The organism is Enterobacter sp. E14S (genome assembly GCF_055666685.1).
Genome location: NZ_JBVODQ010000001.1, coordinates 830,542 through 852,020, shown reverse-complemented (window position 1 = coordinate 852,020; position 21,479 = coordinate 830,542). Strand labels below are relative to the sequence as shown.

23 protein-coding genes and 1 pseudogene are annotated in these 21,479 nt (G+C 55.9%); 10 read left to right on the top strand and 14 right to left on the bottom strand.

From position 1 onward, the window contains the following. Window positions 1-45: 45 nt before the first annotated feature. From oppB to ACZ6J2_RS04100, 5 genes are read left to right on the top strand one after another with little or no spacing between them, the layout of a single operon-like run. Window positions 46-966 carry an oligopeptide ABC transporter permease OppB gene (oppB, locus tag ACZ6J2_RS04120; RefSeq protein WP_008502786.1) on the top strand — a complete coding sequence of 307 codons (921 nt, stop codon included), beginning with the start codon at window positions 46-48 and terminating at the stop codon, window positions 964-966. A gap of 14 nt (window positions 967-980) precedes the next feature. Next, a complete protein-coding gene (gene oppC / locus ACZ6J2_RS04115; protein WP_023312096.1) occupies window positions 981-1,889 on the top strand; it encodes an oligopeptide ABC transporter permease OppC in 909 nt (302 codons plus the stop codon). An 11-nt stretch (window positions 1,890-1,900) separates the two neighbouring features. Next, the gene (oppD, locus tag ACZ6J2_RS04110) at window positions 1,901-2,914 is read left to right on the top strand and encodes an ABC transporter ATP-binding protein (RefSeq protein ID WP_023312095.1); all 1,014 of its coding nucleotides are present in this window, start codon (window positions 1,901-1,903) and stop codon (window positions 2,912-2,914) included. Beyond that, a complete protein-coding gene (gene oppF / locus ACZ6J2_RS04105; protein ID WP_023312094.1) occupies window positions 2,911-3,915 on the top strand; it encodes a murein tripeptide/oligopeptide ABC transporter ATP-binding protein OppF in 1,005 nt (334 codons plus the stop codon). Before oppD ends, oppF begins: the two co-directional genes overlap by 4 nt. 14 nt (window positions 3,916-3,929) lie before the next feature. Then, window positions 3,930-4,799, top strand: coding sequence for an ion transporter (locus ACZ6J2_RS04100; RefSeq protein ID WP_471724876.1), 870 nt, complete (start codon window positions 3,930-3,932; stop codon window positions 4,797-4,799). A gap of 31 nt (window positions 4,800-4,830) precedes the next feature. On the opposite strand, the gene ACZ6J2_RS04095 is transcribed toward ACZ6J2_RS04100, so the two are convergent. Continuing rightward, window positions 4,831-5,160, bottom strand: a complete 330-nt coding sequence (locus ACZ6J2_RS04095; RefSeq protein ID WP_006810881.1) for an HI1450 family dsDNA-mimic protein — start codon at window positions 5,158-5,160, stop codon at window positions 4,831-4,833. Window positions 5,161-5,193: 33 nt separating this feature from the next. After that, window positions 5,194-6,654 (bottom strand): cardiolipin synthase, encoded by a 1,461-nt coding sequence (gene cls / locus ACZ6J2_RS04090; RefSeq protein WP_029741729.1) that lies wholly within the window; start codon window positions 6,652-6,654, stop codon window positions 5,194-5,196. Window positions 6,655-6,798: 144 nt separating this feature from the next. Between cls and ACZ6J2_RS04085 the strand changes: the two genes are divergently transcribed. The 3 genes from ACZ6J2_RS04085 to ACZ6J2_RS04075 all read left to right on the top strand — a co-directional run bounded on the left by ACZ6J2_RS04085 (window position 6,799) and on the right by ACZ6J2_RS04075 (window position 8,765). Then, window positions 6,799-6,972: a YciY family protein gene (locus tag ACZ6J2_RS04085; RefSeq protein ID WP_086379783.1), complete on the top strand. Its 174-nt coding sequence runs from the start codon at window positions 6,799-6,801 to the stop codon at window positions 6,970-6,972. Between the two features lie 109 nt (window positions 6,973-7,081). Continuing rightward, window positions 7,082-7,717: a leucine efflux protein LeuE gene (gene leuE / locus ACZ6J2_RS04080; protein ID WP_023312092.1), complete on the top strand. Its 636-nt coding sequence runs from the start codon at window positions 7,082-7,084 to the stop codon at window positions 7,715-7,717. A 94-nt stretch (window positions 7,718-7,811) separates the two neighbouring features. Continuing rightward, on the top strand, window positions 7,812-8,765 hold the full coding sequence (locus tag ACZ6J2_RS04075; RefSeq protein ID WP_471724873.1) for a bifunctional helix-turn-helix transcriptional regulator/GNAT family N-acetyltransferase: 954 nt from the start codon (window positions 7,812-7,814) through the stop codon (window positions 8,763-8,765). A gap of 41 nt (window positions 8,766-8,806) precedes the next feature. Here ACZ6J2_RS04075 and ACZ6J2_RS04070 read toward each other — a convergent pair whose 3' ends face one another. After that, window positions 8,807-9,103 (bottom strand): YciI family protein, encoded by a 297-nt coding sequence (locus ACZ6J2_RS04070; RefSeq protein ID WP_023312090.1) that lies wholly within the window; start codon window positions 9,101-9,103, stop codon window positions 8,807-8,809. A 220-nt stretch (window positions 9,104-9,323) separates the two neighbouring features. On the opposite strand from ACZ6J2_RS04070, the gene tonB reads away from it, so the two are divergent. After that, window positions 9,324-10,046 carry a TonB system transport protein TonB gene (gene tonB, locus ACZ6J2_RS04065; RefSeq protein WP_471725069.1) on the top strand — a complete coding sequence of 241 codons (723 nt, stop codon included), beginning with the start codon at window positions 9,324-9,326 and terminating at the stop codon, window positions 10,044-10,046. A gap of 38 nt (window positions 10,047-10,084) precedes the next feature. On the opposite strand, the gene yciA is transcribed toward tonB, so the two are convergent. The 4 genes and pseudogenes from yciA to ACZ6J2_RS04045 form a co-directional block, all read right to left on the bottom strand. Then, complete coding sequence (gene yciA / locus ACZ6J2_RS04060; protein WP_008502796.1) at window positions 10,085-10,480, bottom strand: acyl-CoA thioester hydrolase YciA; 396 nt, start codon at window positions 10,478-10,480, stop codon at window positions 10,085-10,087. Between the two features lie 104 nt (window positions 10,481-10,584). Continuing rightward, window positions 10,585-11,124 (bottom strand): septation protein A, encoded by a 540-nt coding sequence (locus tag ACZ6J2_RS04055; RefSeq protein ID WP_335246514.1) that lies wholly within the window; start codon window positions 11,122-11,124, stop codon window positions 10,585-10,587. 55 nt (window positions 11,125-11,179) lie between these two features. Beyond that, a complete protein-coding gene (locus ACZ6J2_RS04050; RefSeq protein ID WP_032656704.1) occupies window positions 11,180-11,923 on the bottom strand; it encodes a YciC family protein in 744 nt (247 codons plus the stop codon). Window positions 11,924-11,948: 25 nt separating this feature from the next. Then, a pseudogene (locus ACZ6J2_RS04045) lies at window positions 11,949-12,351 on the bottom strand (YkgJ family cysteine cluster protein). Between the two features lie 282 nt (window positions 12,352-12,633). Here ACZ6J2_RS04045 and ompW point away from each other — a divergent pair. Further along, entirely contained in the window at window positions 12,634-13,266 is a 633-nt protein-coding gene (gene ompW, locus ACZ6J2_RS04040; protein ID WP_023312086.1) for an outer membrane protein OmpW, read from the top strand. Window positions 13,267-13,308: 42 nt separating this feature from the next. On the opposite strand, the gene yedF is transcribed toward ompW, so the two are convergent. The 7 genes from yedF to ACZ6J2_RS04005 form a co-directional block, all read right to left on the bottom strand. Then, on the bottom strand, window positions 13,309-13,542 hold the full coding sequence (gene yedF, locus ACZ6J2_RS04035; RefSeq protein ID WP_369604196.1) for a sulfurtransferase-like selenium metabolism protein YedF: 234 nt from the start codon (window positions 13,540-13,542) through the stop codon (window positions 13,309-13,311). Further along, a complete protein-coding gene (gene yedE / locus ACZ6J2_RS04030) occupies window positions 13,539-14,750 on the bottom strand; it encodes a selenium metabolism membrane protein YedE/FdhT (RefSeq protein WP_471724870.1) in 1,212 nt (403 codons plus the stop codon). The genes yedF and yedE overlap by 4 nt, the downstream gene beginning before the upstream one ends. 180 nt (window positions 14,751-14,930) lie before the next feature. Further along, window positions 14,931-15,740: a tryptophan synthase subunit alpha gene (trpA, locus tag ACZ6J2_RS04025; protein ID WP_471724868.1), complete on the bottom strand. Its 810-nt coding sequence runs from the start codon at window positions 15,738-15,740 to the stop codon at window positions 14,931-14,933. Further along, on the bottom strand, window positions 15,740-16,933 hold the full coding sequence (gene trpB / locus ACZ6J2_RS04020) for a tryptophan synthase subunit beta (RefSeq protein WP_094934668.1): 1,194 nt from the start codon (window positions 16,931-16,933) through the stop codon (window positions 15,740-15,742). Before trpB ends, trpA begins: the two co-directional genes overlap by 1 nt. Before the next feature lie 10 nt (window positions 16,934-16,943). Continuing rightward, the gene (trpCF, locus tag ACZ6J2_RS04015; RefSeq protein ID WP_471724866.1) at window positions 16,944-18,302 is read right to left on the bottom strand and encodes a bifunctional indole-3-glycerol-phosphate synthase TrpC/phosphoribosylanthranilate isomerase TrpF; all 1,359 of its coding nucleotides are present in this window, start codon (window positions 18,300-18,302) and stop codon (window positions 16,944-16,946) included. A gap of 3 nt (window positions 18,303-18,305) precedes the next feature. Next, window positions 18,306-19,901 carry a bifunctional anthranilate synthase glutamate amidotransferase component TrpG/anthranilate phosphoribosyltransferase TrpD gene (gene trpD / locus ACZ6J2_RS04010; RefSeq protein ID WP_471724865.1) on the bottom strand — a complete coding sequence of 532 codons (1,596 nt, stop codon included), beginning with the start codon at window positions 19,899-19,901 and terminating at the stop codon, window positions 18,306-18,308. Then, window positions 19,901-21,463, bottom strand: a complete 1,563-nt coding sequence (locus ACZ6J2_RS04005) for an anthranilate synthase component 1 (RefSeq protein WP_471724863.1) — start codon at window positions 21,461-21,463, stop codon at window positions 19,901-19,903. The genes trpD and ACZ6J2_RS04005 overlap by 1 nt, the downstream gene beginning before the upstream one ends. Between the last annotated feature and the right edge of the window lie 16 nt (window positions 21,464-21,479).

Sequence of the window (21,479 nt, the reverse complement as noted above, 5' to 3'; positions counted from 1 at the left end):
TAACCAACGTCACATAATATAGGCACACGCCAGAAGGTACGGGCAATGTTGAAATTTATCCTACGTCGCTGTCTTGAAGCGATTCCAACGCTATTTATTCTCATCACGATTTCCTTCTTCATGATGCGTCTTGCGCCGGGCAGTCCATTTACCGGTGAGCGTACGCTACCGCCTGAAGTTATGGCGAATATCGAAGCGAAATACCACTTAAACGATCCAATCTCCACCCAGTACTTCAATTACCTGAAGCAGCTGGCCCACGGCGATTTTGGACCGTCATTTAAATATAAAGACTATTCCGTTAACGACCTGGTCGCGTCCAGCTTCCCGGTTTCGGCTAAGTTGGGTGCTGCGGCATTTATTCTGGCCATCGTTTTCGGGGTCACCGCAGGCGTCATCGCCGCGCTCAGACAAAATACCAAATGGGATTATGCCGTAATGGGGGTGGCAATGACCGGGGTAGTAATACCCAGCTTCGTTGTCGCGCCATTACTGGTGATGATATTTGCCATCACGCTGAAGTGGCTGCCTGGCGGCGGCTGGAACGGCGGGGCATTGAAGTTCATGATTTTGCCAATGGTGGCATTATCGCTGGCGTACATCGCCAGTATCGCGCGTATCACCCGTGGTTCAATGATCGAAGTGCTGCACTCGAACTTCATTCGTACCGCGCGCGCTAAAGGGCTGCCGATGCGTCGGATTATCTTCCGCCACGCGCTCAAACCGGCGCTGTTGCCCGTGCTCTCCTACATGGGACCGGCATTCGTCGGGATCATCACCGGCTCTATGGTTATCGAAACAATCTATGGCCTGCCCGGCATTGGTCAGCTGTTCGTTAACGGCGCGCTCAACCGCGACTATTCGCTGGTGCTGAGCCTGACCATTCTCGTCGGTGCGCTGACCATTCTCTTTAACGCTATTGTCGATGTGCTGTATGCCGTCATCGACCCTAAAATTCGTTACTAACGCTGGAGCACGCCATGATGTTGAGTAAGAAAAACAGCGAGGCGCTGGAAAACTTCAGTGAAAAACTGGAAGTAGAAGGTCGTAGCCTTTGGCAGGACGCGCGCCGTCGCTTTATGCACAACCGTGCAGCGGTTGCCAGTCTGGTTGTTCTGGTGATCATCGCGCTGTTTGTGACCCTGGCGCCGATGCTGTCGCAATTTACCTATTTCGACACCGACTGGGGCATGATGTCCAGCGCGCCGGATATGGAATCAGGCCACTATTTTGGCACGGACTCCTCGGGGCGCGATCTGCTGGTGCGTGTCGCTATCGGTGGCCGTATCTCGCTGATGGTCGGTATTGCTGCCGCGCTGGTGGCGGTGATCGTGGGTACGCTCTACGGTTCACTTTCCGGCTACCTCGGCGGCAAAATAGACTCGGTAATGATGCGTCTGCTGGAAATCCTGAACTCCTTCCCGTTCATGTTCTTCGTCATCCTGCTGGTGACCTTCTTCGGCCAGAATATCCTGCTGATCTTTGTGGCTATCGGGATGGTTTCCTGGCTGGATATGGCGCGTATTGTTCGCGGCCAGACGCTGAGCCTCAAACGCAAAGAGTTTATCGAAGCCGCGCAGGTAGGCGGTGTGTCCACCGGGAATATCGTGGTTCGCCATATCGTTCCTAACGTGCTGGGCGTGGTCGTGGTCTATGCCTCGCTGCTGGTACCGAGCATGATCCTGTTCGAATCTTTCCTGAGCTTCCTGGGGCTGGGTACACAAGAGCCACTGAGCAGCTGGGGCGCGCTGCTGAGCGATGGCGCAAACTCGATGGAAGTTTCACCGTGGCTGCTGCTTTATCCGGCGGGTTTCCTGGTCGTCACCCTGTTTTGTTTTAACTTTATCGGCGATGGCCTGCGTGATGCCCTCGACCCGAAAGACCGTTAAGGAGCGCCGTCATGACAATTATTGAAACGGCCACTGCGCCACAGGCGCAACAGCAGAATAACCTTTTGCTGGATGTGAAAGATCTCCGCGTGACCTTTAAAACGCCGGACGGGGATGTTACCGCCGTCAACGATCTCAACTTCAACCTGCGCGCGGGTGAAACGCTGGGGATCGTAGGGGAATCCGGTTCCGGAAAATCCCAGACTGCCTTTGCGCTGATGGGCCTGCTTGCTGCTAACGGCGTGATTGGCGGCTCCGCTAAATTCAACGGTCGCGAAATCCTCAACCTGCCGGAACACGAACTGAACAAGCTGCGCGCTGAGCAGATCTCGATGATTTTCCAGGATCCCATGACCTCGCTGAACCCGTATATGCGCGTGGGCGAGCAGCTGATGGAAGTCCTGATGCTGCACAAAGGCCTTGGCAAAGCGGAAGCCTTTGAAGAGTCGGTCAAAATGCTGGATGCGGTGAAAATGCCGGAAGCGCGTAAGCGTATGCGCATGTTCCCGCACGAGTTTTCTGGCGGTATGCGTCAGCGCGTGATGATTGCGATGGCGCTGCTGTGCCGGCCAAAGCTGCTGATTGCCGATGAACCTACCACCGCGCTGGACGTTACCGTTCAGGCGCAAATCATGACCCTGTTGAACGAGCTGAAGCGCGAGTTCAACACGGCGATTATCATGATCACCCACGACCTGGGCGTGGTGGCGGGCATCTGTGACAAAGTGCTGGTGATGTACGCCGGTCGTACCATGGAATACGGCAAAGCGCGCGATGTCTTCTATCAGCCTGCGCACCCTTACTCCATTGGTCTGCTGAACGCGGTACCCCGTCTTGATGCGGAAGGGGAATCCCTGCTCACCATTCCGGGCAACCCGCCAAACCTGCTGCGTCTGCCGAAAGGCTGTCCGTTCCAGCCGCGCTGCCCGCACGCGATGGAAATCTGCAACAGCGCTCCGCCGCTGGAAGAGTTTGCACCAGGCCGTCTGCGCGCCTGCTTTAAGCCGCAGGAGGAGCTGGTATGAACGCATTAGATGAAAAACGCAACGTGCTGCTCGAAATCGCCGATCTTAAAGTGCATTTCGACATCAAAGACGGCAAACAGTGGTTCTGGCAGCCGCCGAAGACCCTGAAAGCGGTGGACGGCGTCACGCTGCGCCTGTACGAAGGGGAAACCCTGGGCGTGGTGGGAGAGTCCGGCTGCGGTAAATCGACCTTTGCGCGAGCCATTATCGGTCTGGTCAAAGCCACCGACGGTAAAGTGGCCTGGCTGGGTAAAGATCTGCTGGGCATGAAGCCCGACGAGTGGCGCGAGGTGCGCAGCGATATCCAGATGATTTTCCAGGATCCGCTGGCATCATTAAACCCGCGTATGACCATCGGCGAGATTATTGCCGAGCCGCTGCGTACCTATCATCCGAAGATGTCTCGTCAGGAAGTGCGCGACCGCGTGAAGGCGATGATGATGAAAGTCGGCCTGTTGCCAAACCTCATCAACCGCTATCCGCATGAGTTCTCCGGCGGTCAGTGCCAGCGTATTGGTATTGCCCGTGCGCTGATCCTCGAACCGAAGCTGATTATCTGCGATGAGCCGGTTTCCGCGCTGGACGTGTCCATTCAGGCCCAGGTGGTTAACCTCCTGCAGAAGCTGCAGCGCGAAATGGGGCTGTCGCTGATCTTCATCGCGCATGACCTGGCCGTGGTGAAACACATTTCTGACCGCGTGCTGGTGATGTATCTGGGGCATGCCGTGGAGCTGGGCACCTATGACGAGGTATACCACAATCCATTGCACCCTTACACCAGAGCGCTGATGTCCGCGGTGCCGATCCCCGATCCCGATCTGGAGAAAAATAAAACCATCCAGCTTTTGGAAGGGGAATTACCCTCGCCGATTAATCCGCCGTCAGGCTGCGTCTTCCGCACGCGCTGCCCGATGGCCGGGCCGGAATGTGCAAAAACGCGACCGGTTCTGGAAGGCAGTTTCCGACATGCGGTTTCCTGCCTGAAAGTAGACCCGTTATAATCGCAAGGGCTGACATGATGTCAGCCCTTATTTTTTGCGAGGTAACTGTGTCGCGTATATTCACGTCAGCCCGTCGGCGGCTATATCATTTTTTATTCGATCCTGAAACGGTTTCCGGGCGACGCTTTGAAGGTCTGTGCGGTTTATTTGCGCTCCTCAGCGTGGTTGTCATCTTTATAGAATCAGGGGCCGGGACGCAATACCACCTGACGTTTGACGAATGGCATATCTTTGTCTGGCTCGAGCTGGCGATTACCCTGGTCTTCACCGCTGAGTATCTCCTCCGAGTGATAGCCTGGCCCAACCCGGCCAGATATGTTTTCAGCTTCTGGGGATTTATCGATTTAGCCACCATCCTGCCGCTCTATGTTATGTGGCTGTGGCCGGAGATTAGCCTGAGCTATGTCTTTGCCTGGCGAGCGATGCGCGTGATTCGGGTATTACGTATTCTGAAGTTACTGCGTTTTATGCCGTCATTACGCGTGTTCTGGAGTGCGATCGTCAGCGCTAGGCATCAGCTTATTTTGTTCTACTCGTTTATTGCCATCGTCATGATTGTTTTTGGCGCGCTGATGTATTTAATAGAAGGGCCCAAATATGGCTTTACGACGCTCAATGCGTCGGTTTACTGGGCCATTGTGACCGTCACCACCGTGGGTTACGGTGATATCACGCCCCATACGCCACTGGGGCGCATCGTGGCGTCCGTGCTGATTTTGATTGGCTATTCGGTGATTGCGATCCCGACGGGACTTATTACCACACATATGAGCAGCGCCTTCCAGAACCGCAAGCAGCATCGCAAGTGTCCTCATTGCCAGCAGGGCGAACATGAACACAGCGCGCGGTTTTGTTACCGCTGCGGCAGTGAATTGCCGGAGTAAATAAAAAAGGCTGCAATCGCAGCCTTTTTTATTATTCGCGCCAGAGAATATGGCACAGCTTGTGGTCTTTCTCGCGACAGAGCAGGACGCGGGCGAAAATATCGTTAATTTCGCCGCCGTCTTCATCGGCCAGCCCAATCACCACTTCGGCAAAGAAGTCAGGATTCAGGTCGAAATCAACATGCTCAGCCCAGTCTTCTGAAGGGTCGAACAATTCAGCGCCGCCGCGCTCTTCGAACTGCAGATTAAAGAGGATCACGTCTGCGGGATCGAGGTTATCAACCGCCAGTTCGAGAAAAATGTCATAGGCCTGCTCGAGCGTTTCGTCTTCGGTCAGGCGATTGTTCAGATCCATTTCCATGATGACTACCTGTTTAACATCGTTGGGCACGTTTTACAGCAACGGACTAAAGAAGTAAAACAGTCGTTCGGCAATTCTCTGCCACATCGGACGTTTTACCCACAGTCTGGCATCCAGCAGCCGCGAGCGGGAGATATAATCATCCTGCACCGCCGCAAGGTCGCCGCCAAAGCCGGCATCATCAATGACCAGCGTGATTTCAAAGTTTAGCCACAGGCTGCGCATATCCAGGTTGACCGTTCCCACCAGGCTCAGCTCACCGTCGACAAGAACGCTCTTGGTGTGGAGCAATCCGCCTTCAAACTGGTAAATTTTCACCCCTGCGGCCAGCAGTTCGCTGAAGAATGCCCGGCTGGCCCAGCCCACCAGTAGGGAGTCATTTTTGCGTGGCAAAATGATGCTCACATCGACACCGCGCTGCGCGGCGGTACAAATCGCGTGCAGGAGGTCGTCGCTGGGGACAAAGTAGGGCGTCGTCATGATCAGATATTCACGCGCCGAGTAGGTTGCCGTCAGCAGCGCCTGATGGATTAAGTCTTCCGGGAAGCCCGGCCCGGAAGCAATAGTATGAATGGTATGACCGCTCGCCTCTTCAAACGGCATAATATTGCCGTCCGGCGGTGGCGGCAGGATACGCTTGCCGGTTTCTATTTCCCAGTCGCAGGAATAAACGATGCCCATCGAGGTGGCAATCGGCCCCTCCATTCGCGCCATCAAATCAACCCATTGACCTACACCCGAGTCCTGTTTGAAGAAGCGCGGGTCAACCATATTCATACTGCCGGTATAGGCAATATAGTTATCGATCATGATCATTTTGCGATGCTGACGGAGATCCATCCTGCGCAGAAACACGCGCAGGAGATTCACCTTCAGCGCTTCAACCACTTCGATCCCGGCATTACGCATCATGCCCGCCCAGGGGCTACGGAAAAATGCCACGCTACCCGCGGAGTCAAGCATCAGGCGGCAATGAATGCCGCGCCGCGCGGCGGCCATCAGCGATTCAGCGACCTGGTCAGCCATCCCGCCAGGCTGCCAGATATAAAAAACCATCTCGATATTATGACGAGCCAGCTGAATATCGCGGATTAACGCCTGCATGACGTCGTCGGACGAGGTCAGCAGCTGCAGTTGATTGCCCTTAACGCCGCCAATCCCCTGACGGCGCTCGCATAGCTTAAACAGTGAGGAGGCGACGCTGCTGTTCTCCTCGGCAAAAATATGTTTGCAGGCTTTAAGGTCGTTCAGCCACTTCGCGGTGGAGGGCCACATGGCGCGGGCCCGCTCGGCGCGGCGTTTACCCAGATGAAGCTCACCGAAAGAGAGATAGGCAATAATTCCCACCAGCGGGAGGATATAAATGATCAGAAGCCAGGCCATGGCAGAGGGTACGGCTCTGCGCTTCATCAGGATGCGTAATGTCACACCCGCGATTAACAGCCAGTATCCCAAAATGACCAGCCAACTCACCACGGTGTAGAAGGTTGTCATAGGTAAAAAAATCCTTTTGAAAGCGTATTGTTATGAGTGTACGCATCAGGATTCATCTGGCAAATAAAAACGCCAGGTAAAAGCGCTGGTTTGCTGCCGGGTTGGGTTTATAATGGCGATTCTGTAAGTGAAAGAGTTGTAGACATGAAGCGCAGTAGAACAGAAGTAGGGCGCTGGCGCATGTTGCGACAGGTGAGTCGTCGCAAGGCTCGTTGGCTGGAAGCACAATCCCGCCGCAATATGCGTATTCACGCCATCAGAAAATGTGGATTGACCAGGCACCGCAATGCGTTGCTGTTCGCAGTCCAGGATATCTGAAACCATGAGGGCACCGTAAACGGTGCCCGCTGATTTTATAGCGTCTGATTTTTTAGGAATAGCGTATTTGCAGCGATATTCCTGTTGTGTTTAGCAAAAGGAGGGAGAAGTGTTTGCGGAGTTTGGCGTACTGAATTTCTGGACGTATGTTGTCGGCGCGTTTTTTATCGTGCTGGTGCCAGGGCCGAATACCCTGTTTGTGCTAAAAACCGGGATCGGTCACGGGGTTAAAAAAGGGTATCTCGCCGCCACAGGCGTGTTTATCGGCGATGCGGTGCTGATGTTTCTGGCCTGGGCGGGCGTCGCGGCATTAATCCAGACCACGCCGGTACTGTTTAATATCGTGCGCTATCTCGGAGCCTTTTATCTGCTCTGGCTGGGCGGCAAAATGCTCTGGTCAGTGGTGAACCGTCAGAAAAACGCGCATGAAAGCGGCCCCGAACCGGCCAGTATGATCATGAAACGTTCGCTGGTATTAAGTCTGACCAATCCCAAAGCGATTCTGTTCTACGTATCGTTCTTCGTTCAGTTCATTGACGTGAATGCACAGAGCACCGGCACTTCTTTCCTGATCCTCGCGACGACGCTGGAGTTAATAAGCTTTATGTACATGAGCTTCCTGATCTTCTCCGGCGCGTTTGTGACGCGTTATCTGAAAACGAAAAAGAAACTGGCAAAGCTGGGGAACGGGCTGATAGGGCTGCTGTTTGTTGGATTTGCGGCGAGGCTAGCGTCGCTGCATTGATAGTTTGAAAGGCTCCTGAGGGAGCCTTTTTTATTATGTTTGACAACACCTCATCATTTGGTTGTATAGTGCAACTAAATGATGAGGGCACAACATGCACAGCGAAACCCCGGTAGTCAGCGTTATTCGACGTTCCTCGCGCCTGATGGTGCGGGAGTTAGGTTTTATGGCCTCGACTCTGGCCTCAACGAATTACTCACCGTCGGCCGTCCATACCCTGGTCGAAATAGCCCTACGCAAAGAGATGACGGCGAGTCAGCTGGTGCAGCTGCTGGGCCTGGATAAATCCAGCGTCAGCCGGATGCTGGCTCGCCTGATTACCGCGGGCGAGATCGAGGAAGTGACTTCACCTGAAGATGCGAGAGCGAAGAGTCTCAGGCTGACCGCGAAAGGCCATGAGACGGTCAGTAAAATTAATACCTTTAGCAATGAGCGCGTGGTCTCAGCAATAAAGAGTCTTGCTCCTGCCCAGCAGCAGACCATTTCTGAAGGACTCTCCCTTTATGCCAACGCGCTGCTGGCGTGCCGTGAGACGGGTAGCGACACGCGGCCCGACGAGCTCACGATAGTGCAGGGATATATTCCCGGCATGATTGGTCGTGTCGCGGAGATGCACGGGATCTATTACGCGCGCGAGCATCATTTTGGCCGTTTTTTTGAGGCCAAAGTGGCTACGGGAGTTGCGGAATTTAGTGACCGGTTGAATAAGTCATGCAACCAGATCTGGCTGGCGGTGATGAACGGCAGGATAGTGGGGGCAGTGGCGATAGATGGTGAGGATTTAGCGCCGGGTGAAGCGCATCTTCGCTGGTTTATTCTCGACGATGGCTGCCGGGGACACGGGGTAGGGAAAAAGCTGCTGACCGAAGCGATGCGCTTTTGCGACAGCGCTGGTTTCTCTGCCGTGCATCTCTGGACATTCAATAAGCTGACCGCCGCACGGCGTTTATACGAATCGTTTGGATTTACGCTCGTCAAAGAGTGGGAGGGCGACCAGTGGGGAAGCCTTATAACGGAGCAGCAGTTTACCCGGCGCAGAGACGCATAACTTCCACCATAAAAAAGGCTCCTTTCGGAGCCGCATTGGTTTCAGAACACTTTTTTATACGGTCGAACCGTCACTTTCGCATACACACCTGCGGCAACATACGGATCTGCGTCAGCCCATGCCTGAGCGCTTTCCTGAGATTCAAACTCAGCAATCACTGTAGAACCGGCAAAACCGGCGGCGCCCGGATCGTTGCTGTCTACTGCAGGCATTGGGCCGGCGGTCAGTAAACGGCCTTCATCCTGGAGCAGCTGCAAACGTGCCAGATGTGCAGGGCGCACAGACTGGCGTTTTTCGAGCGAATCAGCAACATCTTCAGAGTAAATCACGTAAAACACGGCGAAGCTCCTTAACCGGTAAAAGTGTCAGTTACGTTATGTGAAAGGGCAAACGACTGCAATGTAAAATAAAAACAATGTTAATACCCTGATCTGAATGCGCCTTTTTTGGCCTCTCATGCGCTAAAGTTGCGCCAGAACAAAGTGTCTTATTGAATATGATTGCTATTTGCATTTAAAATCAGTGTTCGGTTTTTTAACGTTGATGATTATGACTTCGATGACCCTTGATTTACCTCGCCGCTTCCCCTGGCCGACGCTGCTTTCTGTCGTGATTCACGGTGCTGTTGTGGCGGGTTTGCTGTATACCTCGGTTCATCAGGTTATTGAAATGCCCGCGCCCGCGCAGCCGATTTCGGTGACGATGGTATCGCCAGCGGATCTCGAACCGCCGCAGGTTGCACCTCCGCCACCGCAGCCGGTGGCTGAACCTGAGCCAGAGCCCGAGCCTGTTCCGGCGCCACCGAAGGAAGCGCCGGTGGTGATCCACAAGCCTGAACCGAAGCCAAAACCTAAGCCGAAGCCAAAACCGGTGAAGAAGGCCGAGGAACGTCCGAAACGCGAGGAACGTCCGGTTGAACCGCGCGCGACCCAGACGGTCGAGAATGCAGCGCCTTCGCGTCCGGTGATGAATAACACCGCAACCGCGCCTAAGCCGACAGTCAGTGCCCCCGCGGGCCCGCGCGCGCTGAGTCGCAACCAGCCTCAGTATCCGGCGCGAGCGCAGGCCTTACGTATTGAAGGCCGCGTACGGGTTAAATTTGACGTCACTGCGGATGGTCGCGTGGATAACGTGGAAATCTTGTCCGCTCAGCCTTCTAATATGTTTGAGCGCGAAGTGAAATCCGCGATGCGCAGATGGCGCTATGAAGCCGGAAAACCGGGCAGCGGACTGATTGTGAATATTGTTTTCCGCCTGAACGGCGGGGCGCAGATGGAATAAAAAAAGCCTCCTGATGGAGGCTTTTTTTTGCCTGTCGATCAGGCCTGCGGAAGTTGACGAGGTTTACCCTCGCTATCCACTGCAACATAAATAAACAGCGCTTCGGTGGCCTTATAACGCTGTCCAATGGGTTCAGAAGAGACTTTCTTAACCCATACTTCGATGTTGATTGAAATAGAGGTATTGCCGCGTTTGACGCAGCGCGCGTAGCAGCAAACCACATCTCCCACCGCAACCGGGCGCAGGAAGGTCATGCCGTCCACTCGCACAGTCACCACGCGCCCGTGGGCAATCTCTTTTGCCAGAATTGCGCCGCCCATATCCATCTGCGACATCAGCCAGCCGCCAAAAATATCGCCATTGGCATTGGTGTCAGCGGGCATTGCCAGTGTGCGTAAAACCAGTTCGCCCTGCGGGGCGTTAGTTGTTGTCATTGTTTTAACTCGTAACGGAAGACTTCAGGCGGGATGCTACTATGATTTCACAGCGGAGAGAATAGACCAGAACGCCTGTCGTAGACGTTCTGGTCAGTCATTAATCAGTGCTTGTCGTCCTGCGGTATGTGGCGATAGATGTATACGCCGCTTAACAGCGTGAAGATAAGCGTCAGCGCGGTCAGGCCGAAGACCTTAAAGTTGACCCAGATATTCTGCGGCAGCCAGAAGGCGATATAGATGTTGGCGAGACCACAGAGAATAAAGAATACCGCCCAGGCGATATTCAGACGGGACCAGACTTCCTGAGGCAGCGTCAGCTCTTTGCCCAGCATGCGCTGGATCAGAGGCTTTTTCATGACCCACTGGCTAATTAACAATGCGCCCGCAAACAGCGCGTAAATAACGGTCACTTTCCACTTAATAAATTCATCGTTGTGGAAGAACAGAGTCAGCCCGCCGAATACGGCGACCAGGACGAAGGTAACCAGCGCCATTTTTTCGACTTTACGATAGCGAACCCAGCTGTAGATCAGAACAACAGCCGTTGCAACGATCAGCGCAGTGGTCGCGGCATAAATATCGTACAGCTTATAAAAAGCAAAAAAGACCACGAGCGGTAAAAAATCAAGAAACTGCTTCATTCTGTGATTCCATCTTCTGAGCGGGGCGGGAGGCTGCGATGCCCCCGCCTCAGGATTACTGACGAATTAACATATACAGGCGGAACAGATAGACCAGCAGCACCGCTGAAATCAGATTGCTCAGCGTATTCGCCACTACCGCGCCAACGTTCGGCGTTAATACCGCAAAATTCGGTGCAAACAACAGCAGGAGCGTTTTGGCGAGCAGCCAGCCGATCACGGCGGGAGCCACCAGACGCATATTAGCCCATGCCAGTCTGATGCTGCTGCGCATCGCGGTAAAAATCCCCATCTTATCCTGCACCACCATCACAGGCGCAAATGAGAGCACGATAGCCAGTAATACGCCCGGCACCACGACCAGCATAATCCCCATTTGCACCAGCATCGTGGTTAAAAAGATCAGAATAAACAGCTTAGGTAAGACTGGCGCACTGGCACCAATCGCCCGTAAGGCGCTGACCCGGTGGCCCGCCGAGACCAGCTGAATCATCAGCAAAACGCCGCCCGCCAGAACCGCATTACCAATCAGGCCTGAGAACGTTGACGCGGCAGACGCCCGCAGCAGAATTTGCTGCTGCTCCGGCGTCATGTTTTGCACCAGTTCAAACAGCCCCACGCTTCCGGCAAGATGGTCGCCCTGGCTCAGGCTGGCAATCTGTTCTTCACTCGGTGAGAAGGCATGGCCCAGCACCACCGTGATAAAGGCACATAGCAACGCGATCAGTAAAAAGGTTATGAACTGATTGCGGAAAAAGTTTCCCGTGTCACGGTAGACAGACTTCGCCGTGATAGACATGCACTCTCCTTGAGTATTGCAGGTGTTAATTAGCCGGCAATTGTACACCGGATGCACCTGCTGTGGCAGCATCAAGGCTTGTATGGAAAAGCATATCTTTGTAAAGCGGCGGTAATCCAACGCGCGCCGGCGCGATTGCAGGCTTCGTTGACCTGCCCATCTTCCCCCGACATGGCAAATTCCCGGCACGGGCTGGGCCGATCCTCATAGATGGAACACCGGGTAGAGACCCCGGGCTCGCCCTGTAGCGCCACGCAGCGGGCCTGCTTTTGGTTTGTGCCGCTCATGCAGCGCAGAAAGGGCGTTAACGGCTCTGTGAGATGAACCGGAACGGTACCGCCGCCATCGCTGGCTTCGGCCCAGTAGAAAGAGACTCGAAAATACGCACAACAGGCTCCGCACGTCATGCACGGGTTGATATCACTCATGGCACACCTGCAAAAGAAGAACGCATCAAATCAACTTGTGAGAGCGATAAATTATCCAGCCGTCAGAGGAAGAGCAAGAGGGGGAAAAGGGAAAATTTTGTAACTGTGAAATGCCAAAAATTGACATGGAAACAACTTATCGCTTTTGGATGCGTAACAAAAAATTAATCCAGATCAATGAATGTTAAGTTACTGGTTTTAATGTGATCTGTAGCAGATCACTTATTACTCATTTGTGAGTATATTCTCACCCGCGATTAAAACCACAACGATGGAGCGGATATGAAAAAATTAGCGGTGGCAGCCCTTGTATTAAGCAGTCTCTCTGGCGGCGCGTATGCGCATGAAGCAGGCGAATTCTTTATTCGTGCCGGTTCGGCTACGGTTCGCCCAACTGAAGGATCGGATAACGTGCTGGGTATGGGCGGTTTTAACGTCAGTAATAACACCCAGTTAGGGTTAACGTTCACCTATATGGCGACGGAAAACGTTGGTGTTGAGCTTCTGGCTGCAACGCCGTTCCGTCATCGCGTGGGTCTGGGCGCAACGGGTGATATCGCCACGGTTCACCATTTACCGCCAACGCTGATGGCGCAATGGTACTTTGGTGATGCCAGCAGCAAGGTGCGTCCTTATATTGGCGCCGGTGTAAACTACACCACCTTCTTTGACGAGAAGTTTAACGATACCGGTAAAGAGGCCGGTCTGACTGACCTCAGCCTGAAAGATTCATGGGGTATGGCGGGGCAGGTCGGTCTGGACTATCTGATTAACCGCGACTGGCTGATTAACGCCTCGGTCTGGTACATGGATATTGATACGGACGTACGCTTCAAGGCGGGCGGTCAGCAGCAAAGTATCAATACTCGCCTGGATCCGTGGGTGTTTATGTTCTCTGCGGGTTATCGTTTCTAATCCCGGCCGTTCAATGCGCCCCGACGGGGCGCATATCCTTTCTCACTTCTGAATCAAATAGCGAATGGTCGGGCCATCCTGCTGGATATCCAGCACCGTGTAGCCGTGGTTTTTCGCATCAAGCGGAATGTTGTTGATGGACTGCGGACAGTCGCTGACCACTTCCAGAATTTCCCCTTTTTTGAGCTGCGGTAGGGCTTCAAGCGTGGCAACAGCCGGATAAGGGCAGGGTTCACCAACCATATCCAGACGGTAATCGGGCACGAACTCTTTCATGCAGCATTCTCCTGGGTTTCTGTTTTAACACTCGCGCGACGGAAGAAGCGTTTCTCCTGCGCGACAACCAGTAAAAAAGCGACCAGCAGCAGGGCGTAGGTGACCAGCAGGCCGCCGAGAGGGCCGAAGGTGCTCAGCAGGTTGACCTTGTCCCAGTTCGTGGCAAGCGCCGGGGACAGATCGTCCCAGAAGTACGCCAGGACCGTCGAGCCGATAACATTTCCCAGGCCCACCCACCAGTAATGCACCTGACCTTCAACGGCGCGGTACATCCAGCCGGTTTCACATCCCCCAGCCAGCACAATCCCGAAGCCAAACAGCAGGCCGCCAATCACCGCATTAGGGCCAGCCCACATGATTTTCGGTTCAACGCCCAGCTGAACATAGCTGAAGATACCGATGGCGCTGACCGCCATCCCGGCGATAATCGCCTTCGCCATCATCGTGCGGCCGGTGATCCACATATCGCGAAACGCAGAGGTAAAGCAGATCTGCGCGCGTTCAATGAGCAGACCAAAACCCACGCCGAACAGCATCGCCAGGCCGAGTTTGGGCTGATTCATCGCAGTGCAAAGTGCCCAAGCGATCATAGCCAAAAAGACCAGCATACCGAGGCGGAAACGGCGACGCGCCTGGTCCGGCTTCTGGGTTAACGGTGACGCTGCGCTGACTTTTGTCATTTTCACCGGAATGCGGAACAGCGGCAGCAGGGTAAATTTGGCACCGAAGTAAGAGCCGATGGCCGTGGCGACAGCAAAGAACCAGGCGTGAAGCGAAAACTGGGGAATACCCGTAAAGAAAGCGGCCAGGTTACAGCCCATCGCCAGACGGGCGCCAAACCCGGCAATGATACCGCCGACCACCGCCTGCATTATGCGAATCCGGCTTTTGGGCATCCGCAACTTAACGTTGTTTGCCCACAGCGCCGCCGCGAAACAGCCACCGAACATGCCGACGATCATCATCCCGTCGATGCGGGTAAGCGGCGTACCGTCCAGATGAATGAGTTTAAAGTAACCCCACTCTTCGGTATGCACGCCAGCGAGCTGTAGCAATTGACCACCCCAGCGGGTGAACTCGCCGGTCACGGCCCAGAAGGTGCCGGTAATGCCGAAATAGTAGGTAGAGAGAATGCCTGCCGCGATAACGGCCGGAACAGGTGACCAGAACTTAACCAGGTAAGCCTGTTTAAAGGATTGCCATGACATGAATAAGCCTCTGAACTCAGAAGGATTAAAGATAAAAAAGAGTCCAGATCATACGCTTGCACGCCAGAATGGAAAGCCATTCACGCCGAAAATATCGACGGGATCAATTTTGAGGTAATCCGTTGTAGAAGGTGGGGAAGGAAGGGTAACCGTCTGGCAGGAAGCCAGACGGTAGAGAGGTTATGCTTTGCGCGTCGCCGCTTTCATTGCGGTCACAAACGCTTTCAGCTCGGCCAGCATCTGCTCTGGCTTGTCCACGTTCTTTTCGATGATCTTCACAATCGCGGAGCCGGAGATGGCTCCTGCCGCCTTCGCGTCAATCGCTGCGGAGACCTGGTCCGGGGAGGAAATCCCGAATCCCTGCAGCGGAGGCGCGGCATGATACTCGGCCAGCTTCTCCACCAGATGATGCAGCGGCAACGCCGCTTTATTCTCGGCACCGGTCACGCCCGCGCGGGAGAGCAGGTAGGTATACCCGCGTCCGTAAGAGGCAATCTGGCGCAGCAGGGCGTCATCGGCGTTCGGCGGGCAGATGAAAATCGGGGCGACGTTATGGCGCATGGCCGCCTGACGGAATGGCGCAGACTCCTCGACCGGCACGTCTGCCACCAGGACGGAGTCGACGCCCACGCGTGCGCACTCGGCGTAAAACTCATCGATACCGCGGTTGAACACCAGGTTGGCGTACATCAGCAGGCCAATCGGAATGGTCGGGTGCTTCTGGCGAATCGCCGCCAGCATCTCGAAGCACTGGGTCGGCGTCACACCGGAGGCGAATGCGCGCAGCGTCGCATTCTGGATGGTCGGGCCATCCGCCAGCGGATCGGAGAACGGAATACCCAGCTCCAGCCCGTCGGCACCGGCCTCAATCAGGGTGTCGATAATCTTCAGCGACTGTTCCGGGCCCGGATCGCCCAGGGTGACGAAGGGAACGAACGCGCCTTCCTGGCGGGATTTCAGCTCTGCAAATACGTTATCGTAGCGTTCCATCAGATTTCCCCTCGTGCTTTCAGAATATCGTGAACGGTGAAGATATCTTTGTCACCGCGGCCGGAAAGGTTCACCACCAGCAGCTGCTCTTTTTCCGGGTTTTCTTTCATCATTTTCAGCGCGTGCGCCAGGGCGTGGGAAGACTCCAGCGCCGGGATGATCCCTTCGCTGCGGCACAGCGTTTTAAAGGCTTCCAGCGCTTCGTCATCGGTAATGGAGACATAGTCCGCGCGGCCGGTACTGTTCAGGAACGCATGCTGCGGCCCGACGGACGGGAAGTCGAGGCCGGCAGAAATAGAGTAAGACTCTTCAATCTGGCCCTCATCGGTTTGCATCATCGGGGATTTCATCCCGAAGTAGATCCCCACGCGGCCATGCTTCAGCGGCGCGCCGTGTTCACCCGATTCAATGCCGTGACCGGCAGGCTCGACGCCAATCAGACCCACGCTGGTGTCGTCGATAAAGTCTGCGAACATGCCGATGGCGTTTGACCCGCCGCCGACGCAGGCGATCACCGCATCCGGCAGGCGACCCTCTTTTTCAAGGATCTGCGCTTTGGTCTCTTCCCCGATCATGCGCTGGAATTCGCGCACGATGGTCGGGAACGGGTGCGGGCCCGCCGCGGTACCGAGCATATAGTGCGCGGTTTCATAGCTGCCAGACCAGTCGCGCAGCGCTTCGTTACAGGCATCCTTCAGCGTCGCGGAGCCGCTGTGTACCGGGATCACTTCTGCTCCCATCAGACGCATACGGAAGACGTTCGGAGACTGACGCTCAACGTCTTTCGCTCCCATATAGATGCGGCATTTCAGGCCGAGCAGGGCGCTGGCAAGCGCAGAGGCCACGCCGTGCTGACCTGCACCGGTTTCGGCGATGATTTCGGTTTTGCCCATACGCTTCGCGAGCAGCGCCTGGCCCAGCACCTGGTTAGTTTTATGCGCGCCGCCGTGCAGCAGGTCTTCACGCTTCAGATATAGCGTGGTTTTGGTGCCTTCCGTCAGGTTGCGGCATTTGGTCAGCGCTGTTGGACGACCGGCGTAATTTTTCAGCAGGTCGGTAAATTCAGCCTGAAACGCCGGATCTTTCTGCGCGCTGACAAACGCTTCTTCCAGCTGGCGCAGCGCGGGCATCAGGATTTGCGGGACGTACATCCCGCCGAACTCACCAAAATACGGGTTAAGTAATGTCGTCATCTTCTCTTCCTTAATATGCACGCAGAGTTTTAAAAACCGAGGCCAGCTTGCTGGCATCTTTGATACCCGGTTGGGACTCTACGCCTGAATTGAAATCGAGGCCTGCGCAGCCGGTTTTAGCGGCTTCAACGCAGTTATCCGGGCTTAATCCGCCCGCCAGCAGGACGTTGTCCAGCTTTGCGCCGTTCAGCAGCGACCAGTCAAAACGCTGGCCGGTACCGCCCTGGCCGTTATCGAGGACGTATCTGTCCACATGGTTCAGGTTACGCGAGGGCAACGTATCGCCAACGCTTTGCGCTTTCCAGATCTGCACCTGTGGTGCCAGCGCGGCGCGCAGGGCATCGATGTAGCTCTGGTCTTCATCGCCGTGGAGCTGCACCGCGTTCAGGGATAACGCGTCGGCTTTGGCCGCAACGTCTGCAATATCTGCGTTGCGGAAAACGCCCACGTAGCTAAGCGGAGCCGCTGCGATGACCTTACGCGCCTGCTCTTCGCTGACCGCGCGTGGAGAGGCGTCCACAAAGATCAGCCCGCCATAAATCGCCCCGGCTTCATACGCGGCCTGGGCATCCTGTTCGCGGGTTAAGCCGCAGACTTTGTTTTCACCCAGCAGCACGCGACGCACGGCCGCATTGAGATCGTCATGCTCCATCATGGCGGAGCCAATCAGGAAACCGTTGGCGAAGTGGCTTAGCTCGCGCACCTGGGCGTAGCTGTTAATGCCGGATTCGCTGATCACCGTGACGCCAGACCCCAGACGCGGCGCCAGCTGACGCGTACGGTTAAGGTCAATGGACAGGTCGCGCAGATCGCGGTTGTTAATGCCGACCACTTTGGCTTCCAGCGCAATCGCGCGCTCCAGCTCCTCTTCGTTGCTCACCTCGGTCAGCACGCCCATATTCAGGCTGTGCGCCACGGCGGAAAGCTGGCGATACTGCTCGTCGTCGAGCACCGAGAGCATCAGCAGGCAGGCGTCGGCCTGGTAAAAGCGCGCAAGCCAGATCTGATACGGGTCGATAATAAAGTCTTTGCACAGGATAGGCTGCGGCGCGATGCCGCTGACGATCGGCAGAAAATCGAAGCTGCCCTGAAAATATTTCTCATCCGTAAGCACGGAGATGGCTGAAGCATGATGCTTATAAATGCCGGCAATACGCGCCGGGTCGAAATCGTCACGAATAACGCCTTTGGACGGGGACGCTTTTTTGCACTCAAGAATAAACGCGGTGCGAGTACCCCGCAGGGCGTCATAGAAACGACGGCTGCTCGGGACGACGTCATTCTGGAAACTGGCAAGCGGCTGCTGTTGCTTGCGGACTTCCACCCAGATGGCCTTATCGGCAACGATTTTCGCTAAAACGGTCTGCATTCTTTACCCTCTTGCCGCAAGTGCGGTAACGCGATCGTAAGCTGCACCGGAGCGCAGTACATCCAGAACTTTTTGAACGTTGGCCTTCAGGTCTTCCTCACCGTGCAAACGCATCAGCATGGCGACGTTGGCAGCAACGGCGGCCTCATGGGCGACCTCTCCTTTACCTTGTAATAAGCGCGTCAGAATGTCACGGTTTTCTTCCGGCGTACCGCCTGCCAGCGCCTCCTGATGGTATGGCGCAAGGCCGAAGTCGGCAGCCTCCAGCTGATAGCTCAGGATTTCACCGTCGCGCAGTTCGGCCACCAGCGTCGGGGCATGAAGAGAAACCTCATCCATACCGCCGCTGTGCACCACGGCGGCACGCTGATAACCCAGCACGCGCAGCGTCTCGGCAATCGGCAGAACCAGCTCAGGGCTGTAAACGCCAATCAGCGCCAGCGGCGGGTGGGCCGGGTTGATCAGCGGGCCGAGCACGTTAAACAGCGTGCGGGTTTTAAGCTGCTGACGAACCGGCATCGCGTGGCGGAAACCGGTGTGATACTTCGGCGCAAACAGGAAGCAGACGCCCAGGTCATCCAGCGCTTCACGGGAACGCTCGGCGTTCATATCGAGGTTAATACCGAATGCGGCGAGCAGATCGGAAGAACCTGACCGGCTGGAGACGCTGCGGTTACCATGCTTCGCGACCTTCAAACCGCACGCCGCCGCCACGAAGGCGCTGGCGGTGGAGATATTGATGCTGTTACTGCCGTCACCGCCTGTACCGACGATATCCGCAAACTGATAGTCCGGGCGCGGGAACGGGGCGGCATTTTCCAGCAGGGCCGTGGCGGCACCGGCGATCTCCTGCGGGCTTTCGCCGCGCACCTTCATGCTCACCAGCGCGGCTGCCAGCTGTTCAGGCTTCAGCTCACCGCGAACCACGGCGGAGAAGAGCTGATGGCTCTCCTGCTGGCTCAGGGTCTGCGCCTGGTACAGTTTTTCCAGAATCGGCTGCAGGGTGTTGGTCTGCTCCAGCTTCTGTAACGCCCAGTCCAGCGTCTGCTCCAGCAGGCGCGCGCCGTTAGAGGTCAGGATAGATTCCGGGTGGAACTGCAGGCCGCAGACGCGGTCCGCATCGTGGCGCACCGCCATCACCATGCCTTCAAACGAGGCGTTGATCGTCAGCCCGGCGGGAATATTGCTGCCAACCAGCGAGTGATAGCGCGCGACCGGGAGCGGGTTCGGCAGCCCGGCAAACATCGCCTGGCCGTCATGTTCAATGCTGGACGCTTTACCGTGCAGGATCTCACCCGCCTGGCCAACGTAGCCGCCATAGGCTTCAACAATCGCCTGATGGCCGAGGCAGATACCGACGATCGGCAGTTTGCCGCGCATACGGGTCAGCAGCTCCGGCATACAGCCGGCTTCGCTCGGTGCGCCTGGCCCCGGGGAGAGCATCAGCACCGGGTTTTGCATGGTTGCCAGACGGTCAATCAGGGTCTGCGCCGGAACGTGGTTGCGGTAGATAACGACGTTATGGCCATTCGCACGCAGCTGATCTGCCAGGTTGTAGGTAAAGGAGTCGATATTATCGAGCAGCAGAATGTCAGCCATCAGAAAATCTCCTGTGCATGGTGTGCGGTAGCAATGGCGCGAAGTACCGCACGGGCTTTACTGCGCGTTTCGTCAGCTTCAGACTGCGGAACAGAATCAAGAACAATCCCGGCACCCGCCTGGACGGTGGCGATACCGTCTTCGACATAGGCGGAGCGGATTACGATGCAGGTATCGAGATCGCCGTGGGCGGTGAAGTAACCTACCGCGCCGCCGTAGCTGCCGCGACGGCGTCCTTCGGCGGCGGCAATCAGCTGCATGGCGCGTACTTTCGGCGCGCCGCTCAGGGTGCCCATGTTCATGCAGGCGCGGTAGGCGTGCAGCACGTCGAGATCGTGGCGCAGCTCGCCGACCACGCGGGAGACCAGGTGCATCACGAACGAATAGCGGTCAACTTTGGTCAGGTCCGCCACGTAGCGGCTGCCGGGAGTACAAATGCGAGCAAGATCGTTACGCGCCAGGTCAACCAGCATCAGGTGCTCGGAGAGTTCTTTGTGGTCGGTACGCATCTCCAGTTCGATGCGGCTGTCCAGATCGCGGTCCAGCGAGCCATCGGCGCGACGCCCGCGCGGACGGGTTCCGGCAATCGGGTAGATCTCAATCTGACGGCTGGTGGCGTCGTATTTCAGCGAGCTTTCCGGCGAGGCGCCGAACAGCGTGAATTCGTTGTCCTGCATGAAGAACATGTACGGGCTTGGGTTACTCTTTTTCAGCACGTCGTAGGCTGCGAGCGGCGACGGGCAGGGCAGCGAGAAGCGACGGGACGGCACGACCTGGAAAATTTCCCCGGCGCGAATCGCTTTTTGCATCTGGCGAACCACGGCGCCGTACTGATCGTCAGTCTGGTTAACGTCGCAGGTCATTTTCTCCACGCGCTGCACCGGCAGCGCAGGCGGTGCTTCCGTCATCTGCTGCTGCAGCTGAGCGATGCGGTGCTCAAGACGGTTTTTCTCAGCGGCAGACGGCGTGAACAGGCTTGCCTGGATGCGGGTGTATTGCTTCTGGTGGTCGATCACCAGCAGAGTTTCAGCCAGATAGAAGCAATAATCCGGGCAGCGATTACCCTGCTCGGTTTCCGGTAAATCTTCAAAACCGGCAACCAGGTCGTAAGCAAACAGCCCGCCGAAGAACATCGCTTCACGCTCGTCTTCCGGCACGATGACCAGATTCTGCAGCAGGCGGAAGGCATCGAAAACGGACAGGGAGCAGAGGCGCGCGTCTTCGTCCAGCAGCTGGCTCACCGGCGGGAAATGCAGAATGCGCATTTCTGGATGACGTTCATTTTCAATGCCCGACGGCAGGGCGGCATCCAGCAGCGGCAGCAGCGATGCGCCATTGTCTGATAATGCCTTGATGGTGACAGTGTCACCTAAAGCGGTAATGCGCAGCGCGCTGTCGACCAGCAGCAGGCTTTTGAGATCGTCCTTGCTGTCGATATCCGCCGATTCCAGCAGCAGCGTTGCCGGACGTGCCCCGCACACCTGATGAAACAGCGCGGTCGGGTTGTGGCGATAGGCCGCCTCGCAGGTCAGCAGTTCGAGATGAGGTTTGGCTGTTTGCATGTTGTTGTTCTCATAT